Consider the following 16,575-nt stretch of genomic DNA (forward strand, 5'->3'; position numbering starts at 1 on the left):
TTAGCTATGGCAAAAGAAACATTTCAACGGACCAAGCCGCACGTAAACGTAGGAACGATCGGACACGTGGATCACGGCAAGACGACCCTGACCGCAGCGATCACCAAGACCATGGCCAAGCGCTACGGCGGAGTGGCCAAGGATTTTGCTGACATTGACAATGCCCCCGAGGAGCGCGAGCGCGGTATTACCATTGCCACGGCGCACGTGGAGTACGAGACCGAGAGTCGTCACTATGCCCACGTAGACTGCCCCGGTCACGCCGACTATGTCAAGAACATGGTTACCGGAGCGGCCCAGATGGACGGGGCGATTCTGGTGGTAGCGGCCACCGACGGACCGATGCCGCAGACGCGTGAGCACATTCTTCTGGCGCGTCAGGTAGGCGTACCGGAGCTGGTGGTATTCATGAACAAGGTTGACCTTGTTGATGACGAGGAGCTTCTGGAGCTTGTGGAGCTGGAGGTTCGCGAATTGCTGAGCAAGTATGAATTTGACGGCGACGATGCCGCTGTAGTGAAGGGATCGGCCCTGAACGCCCTGAACGGCGAGGAGAAGGCCGAAGACCAGATCATTGAGCTGATGGCGGCCGTGGATGAGAAGATACCTACGCCGGAGCGGGATGTGGACAAGCCGTTTTTGATGCCGGTTGAGGACGTATTCACCATTACCGGGCGTGGCACGGTAGCTACGGGCCGGATCGAGCGTGGCGTGGTCAAGCTCAACCAGGATGTTGACATTGTGGGTATCCGCGAGGAGAAGATGAAGTCGGTAATCACGGGTATCGAGATGTTCCGCCGGATGCTTGACGAAGGCCAGGCCGGAGACAATGCCGGATTGCTGCTTCGCGGCATAGGCAAAGACGACCTGGAGCGCGGGATGGTTATCTGTGCGCCGAACTCGATCACCCCTCACAAGAAGTTTTCCTGCGAGGTGTATGTACTGAGCAAGGATGAGGGCGGGCGTCACACGCCGTTTTTCAAGGGCTATCGCCCGCAGTTCTATTTCCGTACGACCGATGTGACGGGCGTATGTGAGCTTCCCGAAGGCGTGGAGATGGTCATGCCGGGCGACAATGTTGCCATGGAAGTCAACCTGATACAGCCGGTAGCCATGGAAGAAGGACTTCGTTTTGCCATCCGTGAAGGTGGCCGAACCGTAGGTGCCGGCGTAGTAAGTAAAATTCTGGACTAAAACTGATACGCAAGTGGCTACCCAACAAAAAATCAGAATCAAGCTGAAATCATACGATCACAATCTGATCGATAAATCAGCGGAAAAAATAATAAAGACCGTTAAGTCTACCGGTGCCGTAGTATCGGGTCCCATACCCCTTCCGACGGCCAAAAGTATCTTCACGGTTAACCGATCACCACACGTAAATAAAAAGTCACGTGAGCAGTTTGAATCTCGGTCGCACAAACGGCTTATCGACATTCTGTCGACAGGATCTCAGACTGTAGATGCTTTGATGAAGCTGGAGTTGCCATCTGGTGTTGACGTGGAAATTAAAGTTTAATCAGGAAATCAGTTCCTTACCAAGATGACTGGACTAATTGGAAAAAAAATCGGAATGACCAATGTCTTTGATGACAATGGAAACAACGTTCCTGTAACAGTAGTTGAAGTTGAGCCCTGTGTAATAACGCAGATCAAATCAATGGAAGTTGACGGCTACGATGCCATTCAGATAGCTGCTGTTGAAAAAAAGGAAAAGAACGTCAGTAAAGCACTGCGCGGTCATTTCGCAAAAGCTAATACCAGCCCGAAACGGTATATCCGTGAGATGCGGGATTTTGTCCCGGAAGGGGCCAAAGTGGGTGACACCCTTAAAATCGACGATGTCTTCAGGGAAAATACCTATGTTGATGTTGTCGGAACTACAAAGGGTAAAGGATTCCAGGGTGTTGTAAAACGCCACGGATTTTCCGGAGTCGGCGGACAAACCCACGGTCAGAAAGACCGCGAGCGGGCACCCGGTTCCATAGGTCAATCGGCCGATCCTTCCAAAGTATTCAAGGGAATAAAAATGGGAGGTCAGGATGGCAACAGCAGGGTCAAAGTAAAAAGACTACAGCTGATGAAGGTGCTTCCGGAGTCGAATCTTATTTTGATCAAAGGTGCCATTCCCGGTCCGAAAAACCGGTTGGTAGAAGTATATAATCACGGATAATTTGAACGGCTTTTTGCTATGAAAATCAAAGTTATAAATAAAGACGGATCCGAAAGCGGCCGGCAGGCAGAGTTTGACGATGCGCTGTTCGGTGCTGAGCCCAAAGACAATCTGATCTATGAGGATGTCCGATCTTATCTTGCCAATCAGAGAAAAGGCACGGCAAGCACAAAAGGGCGTTCCGAGGTCCGTGGCGGTGGAAGAAAGGCATATCGCCAGAAAGGTACCGGCATGGCGCGCAGAGGAAGTATCCGCTCACCATTGCTGAAAGGCGGTGGCACTGTCTTCGGTCCCAAACCAAGAAAGTATTCGGTGAGACTGACAAAGAAGATGAAACGGCTTGCCAGACTTTCGGCAATGATCTACAAACTGAATGACAATGCTGTAAAAGTAATTGAAGATTTTGACTTTGAAACACCTAAAACCAAAGCAGCTGTTGAGATTCTCAAGGCGTCCGGTGTTGAAGGGAAAAAAGTACTTGTGCTGACATCCGGAACCAGACCGGTGGTTTACAAGTCGTGCAGCAATCTTCAGAACGTCAAGGTACTTCAGGCAAACAACAGCTCTACATATCATCTGATGAATGCAGATGTTGTCCTGATGCAGGAAAGTGCTGTGAAAGAACTCGAGGAAAGTTTAAAAGGTAAGACTGTGGAGGCTGAAGCATGAAACGTGTCCTGATTAAACCATTGATAACGGAAAAGCTTACCGGTATTCAGGAGAAAGAGAACAAGTATGCTTTTCAGGTACACCCCAAGGCTACCAAAAAAGAAATCAGAAAAGCTGTTGAAGAGCTGTATCCGGAAGTGACCGTAACGAATGTCAACACGATGACCAACCCCGGCAAACCCAAGGGGCGGCATACACGCCGCGGATTTATTGCAGGAAGAACCACGGCGACAAAAAAAGCGATTATCTCTATTAAAGAAGGTCAGGAAATTGACTTCTTTACTGAAATATAAGGTATAAAAGCATGGCAACACGTAAACTAAAGCCCATTACTCCAGGCACGCGGCATCGCATTGCTCCGGATTATTCGGATGTCACAACGCGAAAACCGGAACGATCCCTGGTTGTAAAGCTCCACAAAACCGGTGGACGCAACCACAGAGGGAAGATAACCATGCGCCATATTGGCGGTGGTCATAAGAGAAGGTACCGCATTATTGATTTTAAAAGGGACAAGTTTGACATCCCGGCTATAGTCAAGACCATTGAATATGATCCCAACAGAACGGCAAGGATAGCACTTGTTGCCTACAGCGACGGAGAGAAGCGGTATATCATCGCTCCGGACAAGCTGAGCGTCGGGGATAAAATCATCAGTGCACAGAAATGGGTGTCACCTGACAACGGCAACACGATGCCGCTGGAGAAAATGCCGCTGGGTACAGTTGTTCACAATGTGGAATATCATCCGGGCAACGGTGGTAAACTTGTCAGAAGTGCCGGTTCAGGAGCACAGCTGATTGCCAAAACGGAAAAATATGCAACACTGAAAATGCCGTCAGGGGAGATCAGGATGATCAACGGCAAATGCCTGGCTACTGTAGGAGTGGTAAGCAATCCGGATCATTTTAATGTTCAGCTTGGAAAAGCCGGACGAAACCGCTGGAAAGGCAAAAGACCTACCGTCCGTGGTACGGTTATGAACCCGGTAGATCACCCCATGGGTGGTGGAGAAGGAAAATCATCCGGTGGTCATCCCCGTTCACCATGGGGGCAGATTGCCAAAGGGTACAAAACCCGGAAAAAGAAGAAGCTATCTTCAAAATTCATAGTTCGCAGAAGAAATCAAAAACAGTAAATCGGTATGCCTAGATCATTAAAAAAGGGTCCGTTTATACATCACAAGCTCCAGAAGAAGGTTGATAAAGCCAATGAATCCGGGAGCAAGAAAGTGATCAAAACATGGTCCCGCAGTTCCATGATATCACCGGATTTTGTCGGACTCACATTTGCTGTACACAACGGCAAACAATTTGTACCGGTTTATGTTACCGAAAACATGGTTGGACATAAACTCGGCGAGTTCTCCCCGACCCGGACATTTAAAGGACACCCTGTCAAAAAAGGTGAAAAAAAATAATAAATAATGGAAGATACAGTCACATATGAATCCAGGGCTGTTCAGCGGTTTATCCGTATCTCCCCGAGAAAAGTTCGCCTGGTAGCGGACCTTGTAAGGGGTGAACAGGTTGACAAAGCGGTAACACGACTTCAGTTTGTCAATAAGAAAGCATCTGAAGTGGTATCGAAGGTTATCCGTTCCGCTGCGGCCAATCTCAGAGACAGATTCGAAGACGAACCGCTTGACAATGAAGAACTTGTCGTTCGCGAGATATATGTCGATGAAGGTCCGACATTAAAGCGTATTCAGCCGGCTCCGATGGGACGGGCGCATCCGATCAAAAAGAGAACCAGCCATATTACGGTAGTGGTTACAAAAAAGGATGTTGAACTTGAAGATGAAAACCAAGTAAACGAGGAATAAGTTTTGGGACAAAAAGTAAATCCAACAAGTCTTAGACTGGGTATTATTCGCGGATGGGATTCCAACTGGTATTCGGAAGACCAGATACAGGAGAACCTCAGAGAGGATGAACAGCTGCGGAACTATCTTCATGCCCGTTTGCGCAACGGCGGTTTGTCTCGAGTGATCATTGAAAGAACACCGAAGAGAATTTTGCTCACACTGATGACCAGCCGTCCGGGTGTTATTATCGGAAAAGGCGGTGAGCAGGTGGAGTTGCTGCGTGAAGAACTTCGAAAGGTGACAAACAAAGATGTTCAGATCAATATCAGTGAGATCAAGCGACCGGAAACCGATGCCAATCTTGTAGCCCAGAACATAGTTCAGCAGCTTGAGTCACGAATCTCATTCCGCCGTGCAATGAAAACTTCCATTGCTTCAGCTATGAGAATGGGCGCGGAAGGAATCAAGGTCAAGGCCGCCGGCCGTCTTGGCGGAGCGGAAATGGCCCGGGTTGAACAGTACAAGGAAGGCCGTGTTCCCCTTCACACATTCAGGGCTGATATCGACTACGCTGTAGCAACAGCACAGACAATTTACGGAAGTATCGGAGTAAAGGTCTGGATTTTCAAAGGTGAAATTATCGGGGATGTTGATCTTACACCCTCAGCTGTAACCACCAAGCCTGAAGCCGAAGGGCAGCAGGAGAAGCGCAGGTCAAAAAGATCCCGCGGGGGTGGTCAGCGGCGCAGGAAAAAAAGCTGATTACTTTAAAGTTTTAAATAAATAGAAACATGTTAGAGCCCAAAAGAGTAAAGCACAGAAAGGTTCAAAGAGGCCGATTCAAAAAAGTTGCCGGCCGTGGTCATCAGTTGGCATTTGGTGATTTTGGTCTGAAAGCACTCGAACCGAAATTTATTACCTCGCGCCAGATTGAAGCTTGTCGTGTTGCAATTACACGGAGACTTCAGAGAGAGGGTCAGACCTGGATCAGAATCTTCCCTGACAAGCCTATTACAAAAAAGGCAGCCGAAACCAGGATGGGAAAGGGAAAGGGAGCACCGGATCATTTTGTAGCAGTAGTAGAGCCCGGCCGCATTCTCTTCGAAATAACCGGAGTGAGCGAGTCACTGGCGAGAGAAGCCTTGCGTCTTGCATCATTTAAACTTCCGATCAAAACCAAATTTGTTATGCGTCGGAGTGTCGACGGTAAATAACGGAAAGACGTATGAAAGCACACGAACTCAGAGATTTGTCAGTTGCTGAGCTGGAAGCTCGTATCAAAGATGAAATAGAGTCACTTCAAAAACTTTATTTCAACAAAGCTGTTGCCGGCCAGGTTGAGAGTCCTGCGACAATCAAGAATCATCGCAAGGAACTTGCTCGATTATATACCGTCATCAGGGAAAAAAAACGGGCTGAACAGGCCGAAGTTTAAGCAAAGAGGATAATTAAAACATGAGCACAGAAACAACTGCGCGAAATCAACGCAAACAACGTACCGGACGGGTTGTCAGTGACAAAATGGAAAAGTCCATCACTGTAGCTATTGAACGACAGATCAAACATCCGATCTATGGCAAGTTCATTACCAAAACCAGAAAATATATGGCTCATGATGAGAACAATGAAGCCAAGCCGGGAGATCTGGTACGCATCGTAGAAACCCGCCCGTTATCCAGGCAAAAGCGCTGGAGACTGGTGGAAATCATAGAAAAAGCCAAGTAACAAATCATTCTTGCAAGTATAGAAGGTTATAAGCCATGATTCAAACACAGTCCATACTAACTGTAGCTGATAACAGCGGCGCCAAAAAAGTGATGTGTATTAAGGTACTTGGTGATTCCAAGAGAAGATACGCCCGAGTTGGTGATCTGGTCATCTGTTCTGTTAAAACAGCTATTCCGGGCGGAACCGTAAAAAAAGGTGAAGTTGTTCGTGCGGTTCTGGTCAGAACCAAAAAAGAATTTCGTAGAAAAGACGGAAGCTACATCCGGTTCGACGAAAACGCCGCCGTTATTATAAACAAAGATCAGGAACCTGTAGGGACCCGGATTTTCGGTCCCATTGCCCGGGAACTTCGTGAAAAGAATTTCATGAGAATTATCTCACTGGCCCCTGAAGTACTTTAAACAAGCTGGATTATGCCACGTAAGAAAAACAAACAAAAGAAGCTTCATATTAAAAAAGGCGATAACGTCGAACTGATTTCCGGAAACGACCGGGGTAAGCGAGGGAAAGTGCTGCGTGTCTTTCCTGACCGTGACCGTGTGCTGATAGAAGGTATCAACATGAGAACCAAACATCAGAAACCGACTCAGGAAAACCCCCAGGGCGGAAGAATGAAACAGGAAATGCCTGTTCATATATCCAATGTCCTTCCGGTTGATTCCGTAAGTGATGAGGCAACAAGAGTCGGCCGGACCCGCGTCTCTGAAACCGGAAAAGGCCGATGGGTGAGAGTGGCCAAGGTCAGCGGCGAAACACTCGATAAATAGATTAGAATATTATCACTATGGCTGAAGCAAGATTATATACCGAATACAAAAGCGACATTGTCAGCAAACTGAAGAAGGACTTCAAGCTGGAAAATGATCTGTCTGTCCCTAAACTTACAAAGATAGTTGTCAATGCAGGTGTTGGTGAGGCCGTCTCAGACCGTAAAGTCCTTGATGATGTGGCTGGAAACATTGCCGCTATCACAGGACAGCGACCTGTTCTGACCAAAGCCCGGAAGTCCATTTCCAACTTCAAGCTCAGGGAAGGAATGCCGATCGGTTGCAAGGTGACCCTGAGAGGCAAGATTATGTATGAATTCCTTGACCGGCTAATCACACTGGCCCTTCCGAGAACCCGGGATTTCCAGGGTGTATCTGACAAGGGATTTGACGGTCGCGGCAACTACACACTCGGTATATCCGAACATTCCATTTTCCCGGAAATTGATACCGACAATCTGGACCGGATCCACGGTCTCGATATTACGTTTGTAACTACCGCGGAAAATGATGAGCAGGCATATCAGCTTCTGAAGCATTTTGGTATGCCATTTGTAAAACGAAATAACTGATTCCTAATATGGCCAAGAAATCCTGGATAGCTCGCAACGAAAAGCGAAAGAAAACGGCTGAGAAATATGCTCAGAAGCGAAAAGAGTTGAAGGAAGCCGGTGATTATGAGGCTTTGCAAAAGCTTCCGAGAGATGCCAGTCCAACAAGAGTGCGGCGCCGCTGCTCCCTTACCGGCAGAAGCCGCGGATACGTTGGAAGATATGGTGTTTCAAGAATCAAATTCAGAGAACTGGCATCCGATGGTAAAATACCCGGTGTAAAAAAAGCCAGCTGGTAAACAACAATTTCTGCAAACAATCATGACTGATCCTATATCTGACTATCTTGCGCGAATTCGTAACGCTCAGCAAGCCGGCCACCGCCGGGTTGATATTCCTGCATCCAAAATGAAAAGGGCTATGACCCAGATTTTGCAGGACAAGGGCTACGTTCAGCGCTACATGGATATCGATGACAATCAGCAGGGCTTGCTTCGTATTTTTCTGAAATACGATCATTATGGTCTGCCGGTCATCAAAAAAATGAATCGTGTATCACGACCCGGTCTTCGGAAGTACTGTACTGCCGATGAAATTCCGCGGGTCCACAACGGTCTCGGAATTGCTGTTCTGACCACATCCCGTGGTGTTATGACCGATAAGGAAGCCCGAAAGCTTCGTGTAGGTGGCGAAATTCTGTGTTACGTCTACTAAAATAATTTGTAACTATGTCTCGAATTGGTAATCTGCCAGTACCACTGGCCAAAGGTGTTGAGTTTTCCATTGACAAGGCCAACAAGGTCACTGTCAAAGGTTCAAAAGGTGAACTCTCCCTGCAAATTGATCCACGATTCAAAGTGGAGAAGAATGAGGATGAGGTTGTAATAGCCCGTGACTCGGAGGATAAAAAAGTAAAATCACTGCACGGTTTGTACCGTGTCCTGATTTCCAATCTTATTACCGGAGTAACAGACGGTTTCAAAAAAGAACTGGAAATCATCGGCGTTGGTTACCGTGCAATGGTTAACGGAAATGTACTTGAGATGTCACTTGGCTATTCCCACCCTTTCTTTTTTGTGCCGCCTGACGGAATCAATATTGAGGTGGACACCAAATCCTCAAAAAACCCCCGCATCATTGTGAGCGGAATCGACAAAGAACTTGTGGGCCAGGTTGCAGCTAAAATCAGAAGTCTGCGTCCGCCAGAGCCTTACAAGGGCAAAGGGGTGCGTTATGTCGGAGAATATGTACGTAAAAAAGCCGGTAAGTCTGCCGGAAAATAATCCAGGAGTCGAACAATGAGTAACTTTTCAAAAACGGCACGGAGATCAAAGATTCGGCGAAGAGTGCGGTCCAAAATATCCGGAACTGCCGATACACCAAGATTGGCTGTATTCAAAAGTTCAAAGCACGTATATGCGCAGCTGATAGATGATCAGGCCGGGCATACCATTGCGGCTGCTTCTACGGTTTCGAAAAACATGAAAGACCAGATGGGCGAGAAGGCCAAGATGGAAAAAGCCGAGGCCATAGGAGAATTTTTGGCCAAGGAAGCCATCGACAAAGGAATCAATCAGGTTGTCTTTGATCGCAGCGGGTACAAATATCACGGAATTATAAAGAGCCTCGCCGAGGGAGCTCGTAAAGGAGGATTACAGTTTTAATCCAAATCGAATATGCCAAAAGTTAAAAGAAAACAATACAACATTAAGGCCAGCGAACTCAATCTCGAGGAAAGACTGGTACATATCAACAGAGTCGCCAAAGTTGTAAAGGGTGGCCGGCGCTTCAGCTTCAACGCCATTGTTGTGGTAGGTAACAAAGAAGGCATTGTCGGACACGGACTTGGCAAGGCCAATGAAGTTGCAGACGCCATTCAGAAAGGTATAGACAATGCCAAAAAGAACCTTATCCGAATACCGTTGAACAAAGGGTTCACAGTACCGCATCCCGTAGTCGGGAAATGCGGAGCCGGGAAAGTCCTGCTGAGGCCTGCATCTGAAGGTACGGGTGTTATCGCCGGAGGAGCTGTGAAAGCTGTGCTTGAAAATGCCGGTATCCAGAACATCCTGACCAAGTCTTTGGGATCACCCAACCCGCACAATGTGGTCAAAGCTACATTTGATGCACTTAAGCAATTGCAGGATCCGATAGAAATTGCTCAGAGACGAGGTGTCTCTCTGAAGAAGGTTTTTGAGGGTTGAAAGAATTTTAATACCGAGGTAACTACCGATGAAATTACATAATCTTGCAGCACCGGCGCCAAACAGGAAGACCCGAAAGCGAGTTGGTCGGGGAGAAGGCTCCGGTTTAGGCAAACAATCAGGAAGAGGTCACAAAGGCCAGAAATCGGGCAGCGGATATTCGCAAAAGCGAGGATTTGAAGGAGGCCAGATGCCCCTTCAGCGCCGTATCCCCAAGTTCGGGTTCAAAAATCCGTTCAGAAAAGAATATGTCGGATTGAATCTGGACGTACTGGATGAATTCCGGAAGAAAGGAAAGTTGAGCGACAAGGTTACGGTTGCAGATCTCGTTTCGACGGGGATCATCCGAAAGAAAGATCGTGTAAAAGTTCTTGGCCGTGGTGAAATTGATGGGAAACTGCAGGTTGAAGCACATGGCTTCAGCAAGGCTGCAGTTGAAAAAATAGAAAAAGCAGGTGGCACTGCCACTAAAATCTGAAACATTTATTGATTGCTGAATCCGAATGAGTTTGATTCAAAATTTCCAGAATATTTTCAAAATTGAGGAGCTTCGCAAAAGAATCTTCTATGTTATAGGGATTCTTCTCATATACCGGCTTGGGACATATATCACCATGCCGGGCGTCGATGCTTCCCAGTTAACGGCAACTACAGGCGCTGCGACAGACCTGCTCGGGTTATTTGACCTGTTCGTAGGAGGTGCATTTGCAAGAGCCGGAGTCTTTGCCCTGGGCATCATGCCCTATATTACGGCTGCAATTATCATCCAGCTTATGGGTGCCGTTGTTCCCTACTTTCAGAAACTTCAGCGTGAAGGGGAAGAAGGGCGGAGGAAAATCAATCAGCTTACCCGATATGGTACCGTGCTGATTACACTGGTACAGTCCATCGGATTCTCAATTAATTTGATGAATACCTCTCCGGAAGCTATTGTCGTCAGTAATACCGCATTTATCATAACCGGTATGATTGTACTCACGGCCGGTACTGTATTTGTCATGTGGCTTGGTGAGAGAATTACCGAAAGAGGCATAGGAAACGGAATTTCGCTTCTTATTATGATAGGTATCATCGCCGCGCTTCCGACCAGCCTTCTGAATGAGATACAGACCAAAGACAATATCATCATCGTACTGTTTGAACTTGGTGTTCTTGTGCTCGTTGTCTCCTCAGTTGTACTGCTGACACAGGGACAGCGCAGAATTCCGGTCCAGTATGCAAAAAGAGTGGTCGGAAGAAAAGTCTATGGCGGTACCACGCAGTATCTGCCTCTGAGAGTAAATGCGGCGGGAGTTATGCCGATCATTTTTGCCCAGTCAATCATGTTCATTCCCAGCACGGTAGGGACCTTTTTCCCGGGCAATGAGACGGTACAAATGCTGACGGCATGGTCAAGTGATTTCACCGGTGTTGCCTATTCCATCATATTCGCAATTATTGTCGTTTTCTTCACGTTCTTCTACACTGCCATTGTGATTAATCCGAAACAGATGGCTGATACCATGAAACAACAGGGTGGTTTTATTCCCGGGGTCAGACCTGGTAAACAAACCGTTGAGTTTATAGACAATATACTTTCCAGAATTACACTGCCGGGATCAATTTTCATAGCCATTGTGGCCATCCTGCCGGCAGTAGCGGCGAATTTCGGTGTGACACCCGGTTTTGCCATGTTTTACGGCGGAACAAGCCTGCTGATTATTGTCAGTGTTTCACTGGACACTTTGCAGCAAATAGAAAGTCATCTGATGATGCGCCACTATGACGGTTTCATGAAAACCGGACGAATACGAGGAAGAAGAAGGTAAAAAACGTGATTCACCTGAAAAGCGACAACGAAATTGAAAAGATGCGTACCAGCGCCAGACTGGTTTCCAGAACACTGGCCAGGGTCGCAGGTCACATCCGTCACGGTGTGACAACGGGTGAGCTGAATCAGGTGGCTGAGGATTACATAAAAAAAAATGATGGCAAGCCGGTATTCAAAGGATACGGACCCAGAAGGAACCCTTTTCCTGCGGCATTGTGCATATCGGTAAATGAAGAAGTAGTTCACGGCATTCCCGGCGACAGGGTGCTGAAAGCGGGAGATATCATTTCAATTGACTGCGGAATCCTGAAGGATGGGTTTGTTGGAGATTCAGCTTATACTTTCATTGTTGAGGAATGCGATGATGATACGATGGATCTTCTGAAGACTACCATGGAGTCTCTCTACCTCGGCATCGAACAGGCACGCCACGGAAATACTACCGGTGATATCGGCTCAGCGGTTCAGCGGCACTGTGAGTCCCGCGGATATGGGGTGATCAGGGAGCTTGTCGGACACGGAGTCGGCAAAAAACTTCACGAAGACCCGGCTGTTCCAAATTATGGGATACAGGGCAGAGGCAAGCGTCTCAGAAGCGGTACCACCCTGGCAGTTGAACCGATGGTTACTATGGGTTCGCGGGAAATCAAGACACGTGATGACGGCTGGACGATCATAACTTCAGACAAAAAAAAATCAGCACATTATGAACATGACATTGCGGTCCGGGATGGTGAGGCTGACATTTTGAGCACTTTTGCCTATATTGAGGAGATAACCAAAATTCAAATAGACAACATCCTAACGCATGGCTAAACAAGAGCCCATAAAGCAGGAAGGTACCATTTTAGAAGCACTGCCAAATGCTCAGTTTCGTGTTGAATTGGAAAACGGGCATGAAATACTGGCTCATGTATCGGGAAAAATGAGAATGTATTACATAAAGATTCTGCCGGGTGACAAGGTTACCGTTGAAATGTCACCATATGATCTCAGTAAAGGCAGAATCACATACCGATACAAATAATTGATGAAGTGAACACGGCCGGACATGGTCCCGAATAAACAGGAGCATGATCAAGCACGGTCGATGAATTGCATGTGACATTATAAATCGAACTTAAGTAAACAGATGAAATACCCATGGCGGCTTATCGCCACACAGAAGCAAGCTTATTGCCAACATGGGTACTACATGTGACGTCAGAATCATAAATTAGAAACAGATGAAAACGAAAGCATCCGTACGTAAGAGAAGCCCGAGTGACAAGCTGGTTCGTCGCAAGGGAAGACTGTACATAATTAATAAAAAGAACCCACGGAACAAGAAAAGACAAGGGTAAACCCAGGAAACGAATCGTATGGCTCGAATTGCAGGAGTAGATTTACCAAAAAATAAAAGAGGTGTCGTTGGCCTGACCTACATCTTCGGGATAGGTCGTACACAGTCTCGTCGGATACTTGAAAAACTCGGAATTGATCTGAGTAAAAAAGTAAATGATTGGGATGAAGGCGAAGTGGCCAATATCCGGAAGGAAATTGAAAACGAGCACAAAACCGAAGGTGCTCTCCGCTCTGAAGTGAATGCAAATATCAAGCGGCTGATGGATATCGGATCTTACCGTGGCCTGAGACACAGAAAAGGGTTGCCGGTCCGAGGTCAAAGGACCAAAACCAATGCACGCAATCGCAAAGGCAAACGCCGTACGGTTGCTGGTAAGAAAATTGCCCCCAGAAAGTAACAGTGCAAACTACCTAATCAATTATGGCGAAAAAGCAAGCAAAAACAACGGCTTCAAGAAAAAAGAAGAAGCAGTTAGCCGATCCCAATGGTCGCGCTTACATCAAGGCTACATTCAATAATGTAACCGTAACCATTACGGATGCAGACGGCAATGTGGTGTCCTGGTCCACATCCGGCCGTGAAGGCTTCAAGGGGTCCCGGAAAAACACTCCTTATGCAGCACAGCTGAGTGCACAAACCGCTGCAAAGTCCGCATATGATATGGGATTGCGTAAAGTAGACGTCTTTGTAAAAGGACCGGGTTCCGGCCGGGAGGCAGCCATCCGTGCACTGGCTACATCGGGGCTCGAAGTGCAGGTAATAACAGACAAGACGCCTATTCCGCATAACGGATGCCGTCCTCCAAAGCGTAGAAGAGTATAACACAGACAGGTAAAAGATAACATGGCAAGATATACTGGACCCAAGCAAAAGCGAGCAAGAAGATTCAAGGAACCGATATTCGGTCCCAGCAAGGCACTTGAGAGAAAACCGTACGGACCTGGCGAGCACGGGCGTTCCCGCCGGATGAAGAAGTCCGAATACGCCATTCAGCTCGATGAAAAACAGAAAGCCAGATATACCTATGGTGTTCTGGAGCGTCAATTCCGGAATCTTTTTAAAAAAGCCAATGCCAAGGAAGGCGTAACCGGTGAAAACCTCATGAAATATCTTGAGGCGAGACTGGACAACACCATTTTCAGGATGGGATTTGCGAGAACACGCCGGCAGGCCAGGCAGCTCGTGACTCACCGTCACGTGATAGTAAACGGCAAAGTTGTAAATATTCCGTCCTTCTCCGTCAGAGCCGGTGATGTGATTTCCATCCGTCCCAAGTCAAGAAATCTTGAAGTGGTGAGTGATGCGATTAAAAACACATCCAGAAGAAAGTACAAGTGGCTTGAGGTAGACCGGAAGTCACTCTCAGGCAAGTTTCTGCACTATCCTGACATGGAAGACATTCCGGAAAACATCAATGTGCAGCTTATCGTCGAATTGTACTCCAAGTGATCCATTCAACAGTCTGAAATTAACGAAACCCCCGTTGCCTTATGAGCACGAACAATTTATTAATGCCCGAAAGCCTTGTAGTGGAAGAGTCGACCGAAACTTTCGGAAGATTTGTACTCCAGCCTCTTGAAAGAGGTTTTGGCGTGACCATTGGAAATGCGTTCCGCCGTGTTCTTCTTTCCTCCCTTCCCGGAGTGGCGATTACCGCTGTGAAGATTCAAGGTGTCAAACATGAATATTCCAGTATAGAAGGCGTTTCGGAAGATGTCTACGACATCATTCTGAACCTCAAAGAAGTAAGATTCAAGCAGGTCGAGCAGAGCAGCGGCGTGATCAATCTTGTCAAAGAGGGTCCGGGCGTACTTACCGCCGCTGATATCAATGAAGCAACTGCCGAATATACGGCACTGAATACCGATCAACCCATCGCAACACTCTCGGAAGGAACAAAAATCGAGCTGGAGCTTCGTATGGGAAGAGGTAAAGGATATGTTACCTCTGAAGATATGACCCTTGAGAACGAGGGTGACATTGACCTGATTCCTGTGGATGCTGTATTTACACCCATCAAATCGGTAAAATATGATGTGGACAATGTCCGTGTAGGTCAGCGTACCGACTATGAAAAGCTTTCGATGGAAGTAAATACCGACGGATCCATCAATCCTAAGGAAGCATTTACCATTGCAGGCAAAATTCTCAAAGATCACATCGAGAAGTTTATCACCGAGCAGATTGACGAGCCGTTTTCCCAGGAAGAAGATGAGGTGGATGCTGAAAAGGTGCGTGTTGCCAATCTGCTCAAGACCAGTATTGAAGATCTCAACCTCAGTGTGCGGGCTTACAACTGCCTGAAGTCAGCCAACATCAACACCATCGCTGAACTTGTATCCAAGGATGAAAGCGAGTTGTTGAAGTTCCGGAATTTCGGACGAAAGTCACTTGCCGAGCTCACTGAAGTAATCGAAGAGAAGAATCTGCATTTCGGAATGGATGTAGACAAGTATCTGGATGAATAATTTACGCTTAACGAAGAAATTAAAATATCATGCGTCATTTAGTTAAAGGGCGAAAGCTGGGCCGAACGGCTTCTCACAGAAAGGCAACGCTGATGGCATTGTCGGTGGGACTCATAAAAAATGAGCGGATTGTTACGACACTTGCCAAGGCCAAGGCTTTGAGAGGGTACGTAGAGCCAATTATAAACCGCTCAAAGCAGGACAGCACCCACAACAGAAGCTATGTATTTCGTCACTTAAGAGACAAAGAAGCAACAACCCGTCTTTTCGATGAAATAGCCCCCATGGTGGAAGATCGTGCCGGCGGATACACCCGGATAATCAAGCTGGGTGTAAGGCTTGGGGACGGTGCAGAAAAAGCCATGATTGAGCTGGTTGACTTCAACGATGAGAAGCCTGATGTTCCGGGTAAGAAGAAGCGCCGGACAAGGCGGGGAAGAGCCGGTTCAGGCGGCAAGAAGACGGCCAGGGGAAGTGGCAGGGCCGCTGAAAGCAAGAAGGAAAAATCCGGTGAAACCGGAGAAGCTGCTGCTAAAGCTGCTCCGAAAAAGGCGGATAAAGAGCAAGCCAAACCAAAGGCTGCCGCGACAGAACCGGAAAAGAAACCGTCTGATGCAGAGTCCGGGGCAATCAAGCAGGCTCAGCCTGAAACACCGGAAAGCAAAGAGAAGAAAACGGCTGAAAAAGAATCTAAAGAACCGGCAGCCAAACCTTCTGAAAAAGATAGTAAAGATACAGCTGCCAAATCTGATAAAGCGGAACAGAAGAATGAGTCCGCGCCGGAAAACAAAGCTGAAGAATCATCTGCCGGCAAAGATGAGGATGCAGGAGATGCTAAGTCATCTGCGGAAAAAAAAGAAAAGTCAGACGACGCTGACAGCGACAAAACTGATAAAGACAAGTAGCAGATACAGTTACCATTTTTTCGCTGATTTGTATAAATAGATATTGACAAGGTCAGCGGGGTGGTGGTATATTGTGAGTTCCGCCGGCTGAGCAGGAAGGGAAGCGGGCGGGCGTTGTCGGTTTTTTTTCGAAAGGAGTTGACAACGG

29 protein-coding genes and 1 pseudogene are annotated in these 16,575 nt (G+C 47.3%); all 30 read left to right on the top strand.

Annotated elements, in window-relative coordinates; all coding sequences use genetic code 11:
• The first annotated feature begins 6 nt into the window (after nucleotides 1-6).
• Nucleotides 7-1,194 (top strand): elongation factor Tu, encoded by a 1,188-nt coding sequence (gene tuf, locus NATSA_RS06270; protein ID WP_210510926.1) that lies wholly within the window; start codon nucleotides 7-9, stop codon nucleotides 1,192-1,194.
• A 13-nt stretch (nucleotides 1,195-1,207) separates the two neighbouring features.
• The gene (rpsJ, locus tag NATSA_RS06275) at nucleotides 1,208-1,519 is read left to right on the top strand and encodes a 30S ribosomal protein S10 (protein ID WP_210511145.1); all 312 of its coding nucleotides are present in this window, start codon (nucleotides 1,208-1,210) and stop codon (nucleotides 1,517-1,519) included.
• A gap of 24 nt (nucleotides 1,520-1,543) precedes the next feature.
• Nucleotides 1,544-2,173 carry a 50S ribosomal protein L3 gene (gene rplC, locus NATSA_RS06280; RefSeq protein ID WP_210511146.1) on the top strand — a complete coding sequence of 210 codons (630 nt, stop codon included), beginning with the start codon at nucleotides 1,544-1,546 and terminating at the stop codon, nucleotides 2,171-2,173.
• An 18-nt stretch (nucleotides 2,174-2,191) separates the two neighbouring features.
• Nucleotides 2,192-2,842: a 50S ribosomal protein L4 gene (rplD, locus tag NATSA_RS06285; RefSeq protein ID WP_210511147.1), complete on the top strand. Its 651-nt coding sequence runs from the start codon at nucleotides 2,192-2,194 to the stop codon at nucleotides 2,840-2,842.
• On the top strand, nucleotides 2,839-3,135 hold the full coding sequence (gene rplW, locus NATSA_RS06290) for a 50S ribosomal protein L23 (protein WP_210511148.1): 297 nt from the start codon (nucleotides 2,839-2,841) through the stop codon (nucleotides 3,133-3,135). The genes rplD and rplW overlap by 4 nt, the downstream gene beginning before the upstream one ends.
• Nucleotides 3,136-3,146: 11 nt before the next feature.
• Entirely contained in the window at nucleotides 3,147-3,980 is an 834-nt protein-coding gene (gene rplB / locus NATSA_RS06295) for a 50S ribosomal protein L2 (protein WP_210511149.1), read from the top strand.
• 6 nt (nucleotides 3,981-3,986) lie between these two features.
• Complete coding sequence (gene rpsS / locus NATSA_RS06300; RefSeq protein WP_210511150.1) at nucleotides 3,987-4,262, top strand: 30S ribosomal protein S19; 276 nt, start codon at nucleotides 3,987-3,989, stop codon at nucleotides 4,260-4,262.
• A 6-nt stretch (nucleotides 4,263-4,268) separates the two neighbouring features.
• Nucleotides 4,269-4,667 (top strand): 50S ribosomal protein L22, encoded by a 399-nt coding sequence (gene rplV, locus NATSA_RS06305; protein WP_210511151.1) that lies wholly within the window; start codon nucleotides 4,269-4,271, stop codon nucleotides 4,665-4,667.
• 3 nt (nucleotides 4,668-4,670) lie between these two features.
• Complete coding sequence (gene rpsC, locus NATSA_RS06310) at nucleotides 4,671-5,411, top strand: 30S ribosomal protein S3 (protein ID WP_210511152.1); 741 nt, start codon at nucleotides 4,671-4,673, stop codon at nucleotides 5,409-5,411.
• A gap of 29 nt (nucleotides 5,412-5,440) precedes the next feature.
• Complete coding sequence (gene rplP / locus NATSA_RS06315; RefSeq protein ID WP_210511153.1) at nucleotides 5,441-5,863, top strand: 50S ribosomal protein L16; 423 nt, start codon at nucleotides 5,441-5,443, stop codon at nucleotides 5,861-5,863.
• Nucleotides 5,864-5,874: 11 nt separating this feature from the next.
• Nucleotides 5,875-6,084 (top strand): 50S ribosomal protein L29, encoded by a 210-nt coding sequence (gene rpmC, locus NATSA_RS06320; protein ID WP_210511154.1) that lies wholly within the window; start codon nucleotides 5,875-5,877, stop codon nucleotides 6,082-6,084.
• A gap of 20 nt (nucleotides 6,085-6,104) precedes the next feature.
• Nucleotides 6,105-6,374 carry a 30S ribosomal protein S17 gene (gene rpsQ / locus NATSA_RS06325; RefSeq protein ID WP_210511155.1) on the top strand — a complete coding sequence of 90 codons (270 nt, stop codon included), beginning with the start codon at nucleotides 6,105-6,107 and terminating at the stop codon, nucleotides 6,372-6,374.
• A gap of 35 nt (nucleotides 6,375-6,409) precedes the next feature.
• Complete coding sequence (rplN, locus tag NATSA_RS06330) at nucleotides 6,410-6,778, top strand: 50S ribosomal protein L14 (RefSeq protein WP_210511156.1); 369 nt, start codon at nucleotides 6,410-6,412, stop codon at nucleotides 6,776-6,778.
• Nucleotides 6,779-6,790: 12 nt separating this feature from the next.
• Nucleotides 6,791-7,144: a 50S ribosomal protein L24 gene (rplX, locus tag NATSA_RS06335; protein WP_210511157.1), complete on the top strand. Its 354-nt coding sequence runs from the start codon at nucleotides 6,791-6,793 to the stop codon at nucleotides 7,142-7,144.
• 17 nt (nucleotides 7,145-7,161) lie between these two features.
• Complete coding sequence (gene rplE / locus NATSA_RS06340) at nucleotides 7,162-7,716, top strand: 50S ribosomal protein L5 (RefSeq protein WP_210511158.1); 555 nt, start codon at nucleotides 7,162-7,164, stop codon at nucleotides 7,714-7,716.
• An 8-nt stretch (nucleotides 7,717-7,724) separates the two neighbouring features.
• Nucleotides 7,725-7,994 (top strand): 30S ribosomal protein S14, encoded by a 270-nt coding sequence (gene rpsN / locus NATSA_RS06345; RefSeq protein ID WP_210511159.1) that lies wholly within the window; start codon nucleotides 7,725-7,727, stop codon nucleotides 7,992-7,994.
• A gap of 22 nt (nucleotides 7,995-8,016) precedes the next feature.
• Nucleotides 8,017-8,409, top strand: coding sequence for a 30S ribosomal protein S8 (rpsH, locus tag NATSA_RS06350; protein ID WP_210511160.1), 393 nt, complete (start codon nucleotides 8,017-8,019; stop codon nucleotides 8,407-8,409).
• A gap of 14 nt (nucleotides 8,410-8,423) precedes the next feature.
• A complete protein-coding gene (gene rplF / locus NATSA_RS06355) occupies nucleotides 8,424-8,978 on the top strand; it encodes a 50S ribosomal protein L6 (protein WP_210511161.1) in 555 nt (184 codons plus the stop codon).
• 15 nt (nucleotides 8,979-8,993) lie between these two features.
• Complete coding sequence (gene rplR, locus NATSA_RS06360) at nucleotides 8,994-9,359, top strand: 50S ribosomal protein L18 (RefSeq protein ID WP_210511162.1); 366 nt, start codon at nucleotides 8,994-8,996, stop codon at nucleotides 9,357-9,359.
• 12 nt (nucleotides 9,360-9,371) lie between these two features.
• Nucleotides 9,372-9,899, top strand: a complete 528-nt coding sequence (rpsE, locus tag NATSA_RS06365; protein WP_210511163.1) for a 30S ribosomal protein S5 — start codon at nucleotides 9,372-9,374, stop codon at nucleotides 9,897-9,899.
• Nucleotides 9,900-9,927: 28 nt separating this feature from the next.
• Nucleotides 9,928-10,377, top strand: a complete 450-nt coding sequence (gene rplO, locus NATSA_RS06370; RefSeq protein WP_210511164.1) for a 50S ribosomal protein L15 — start codon at nucleotides 9,928-9,930, stop codon at nucleotides 10,375-10,377.
• Between the two features lie 25 nt (nucleotides 10,378-10,402).
• Nucleotides 10,403-11,707, top strand: coding sequence for a preprotein translocase subunit SecY (secY, locus tag NATSA_RS06375; RefSeq protein ID WP_210511165.1), 1,305 nt, complete (start codon nucleotides 10,403-10,405; stop codon nucleotides 11,705-11,707).
• Between the two features lie 5 nt (nucleotides 11,708-11,712).
• Nucleotides 11,713-12,525 carry a type I methionyl aminopeptidase gene (gene map / locus NATSA_RS06380; protein ID WP_210511166.1) on the top strand — a complete coding sequence of 271 codons (813 nt, stop codon included), beginning with the start codon at nucleotides 11,713-11,715 and terminating at the stop codon, nucleotides 12,523-12,525.
• Nucleotides 12,518-12,736: a translation initiation factor IF-1 gene (infA, locus tag NATSA_RS06385; RefSeq protein WP_210511167.1), complete on the top strand. Its 219-nt coding sequence runs from the start codon at nucleotides 12,518-12,520 to the stop codon at nucleotides 12,734-12,736. Before map ends, infA begins: the two co-directional genes overlap by 8 nt.
• Nucleotides 12,737-12,935: 199 nt before the next feature.
• Complete coding sequence (gene rpmJ, locus NATSA_RS06390) at nucleotides 12,936-13,052, top strand: 50S ribosomal protein L36 (protein ID WP_210511168.1); 117 nt, start codon at nucleotides 12,936-12,938, stop codon at nucleotides 13,050-13,052.
• Between the two features lie 18 nt (nucleotides 13,053-13,070).
• Nucleotides 13,071-13,451, top strand: coding sequence for a 30S ribosomal protein S13 (gene rpsM / locus NATSA_RS06395; RefSeq protein WP_210511169.1), 381 nt, complete (start codon nucleotides 13,071-13,073; stop codon nucleotides 13,449-13,451).
• Nucleotides 13,452-13,474: 23 nt separating this feature from the next.
• The gene (gene rpsK / locus NATSA_RS06400) at nucleotides 13,475-13,876 is read left to right on the top strand and encodes a 30S ribosomal protein S11 (RefSeq protein WP_210511170.1); all 402 of its coding nucleotides are present in this window, start codon (nucleotides 13,475-13,477) and stop codon (nucleotides 13,874-13,876) included.
• Between the two features lie 21 nt (nucleotides 13,877-13,897).
• The gene (rpsD, locus tag NATSA_RS06405; RefSeq protein WP_210511171.1) at nucleotides 13,898-14,503 is read left to right on the top strand and encodes a 30S ribosomal protein S4; all 606 of its coding nucleotides are present in this window, start codon (nucleotides 13,898-13,900) and stop codon (nucleotides 14,501-14,503) included.
• Between the two features lie 41 nt (nucleotides 14,504-14,544).
• Complete coding sequence (locus NATSA_RS06410; RefSeq protein ID WP_210511172.1) at nucleotides 14,545-15,522, top strand: DNA-directed RNA polymerase subunit alpha; 978 nt, start codon at nucleotides 14,545-14,547, stop codon at nucleotides 15,520-15,522.
• A gap of 29 nt (nucleotides 15,523-15,551) precedes the next feature.
• Nucleotides 15,552-16,199 (top strand): annotated as a pseudogene (rplQ, locus tag NATSA_RS15745) (50S ribosomal protein L17); the annotation flags it as partial.
• Nucleotides 16,200-16,575: the final 376 nt, after the last annotated feature.

The sequence above is a fragment of the Natronogracilivirga saccharolytica genome (genome assembly GCF_017921895.1).
In the GTDB taxonomy this organism is placed as follows: domain Bacteria; phylum Bacteroidota; class Rhodothermia; order Balneolales; family Natronogracilivirgulaceae; genus Natronogracilivirga; species Natronogracilivirga saccharolytica.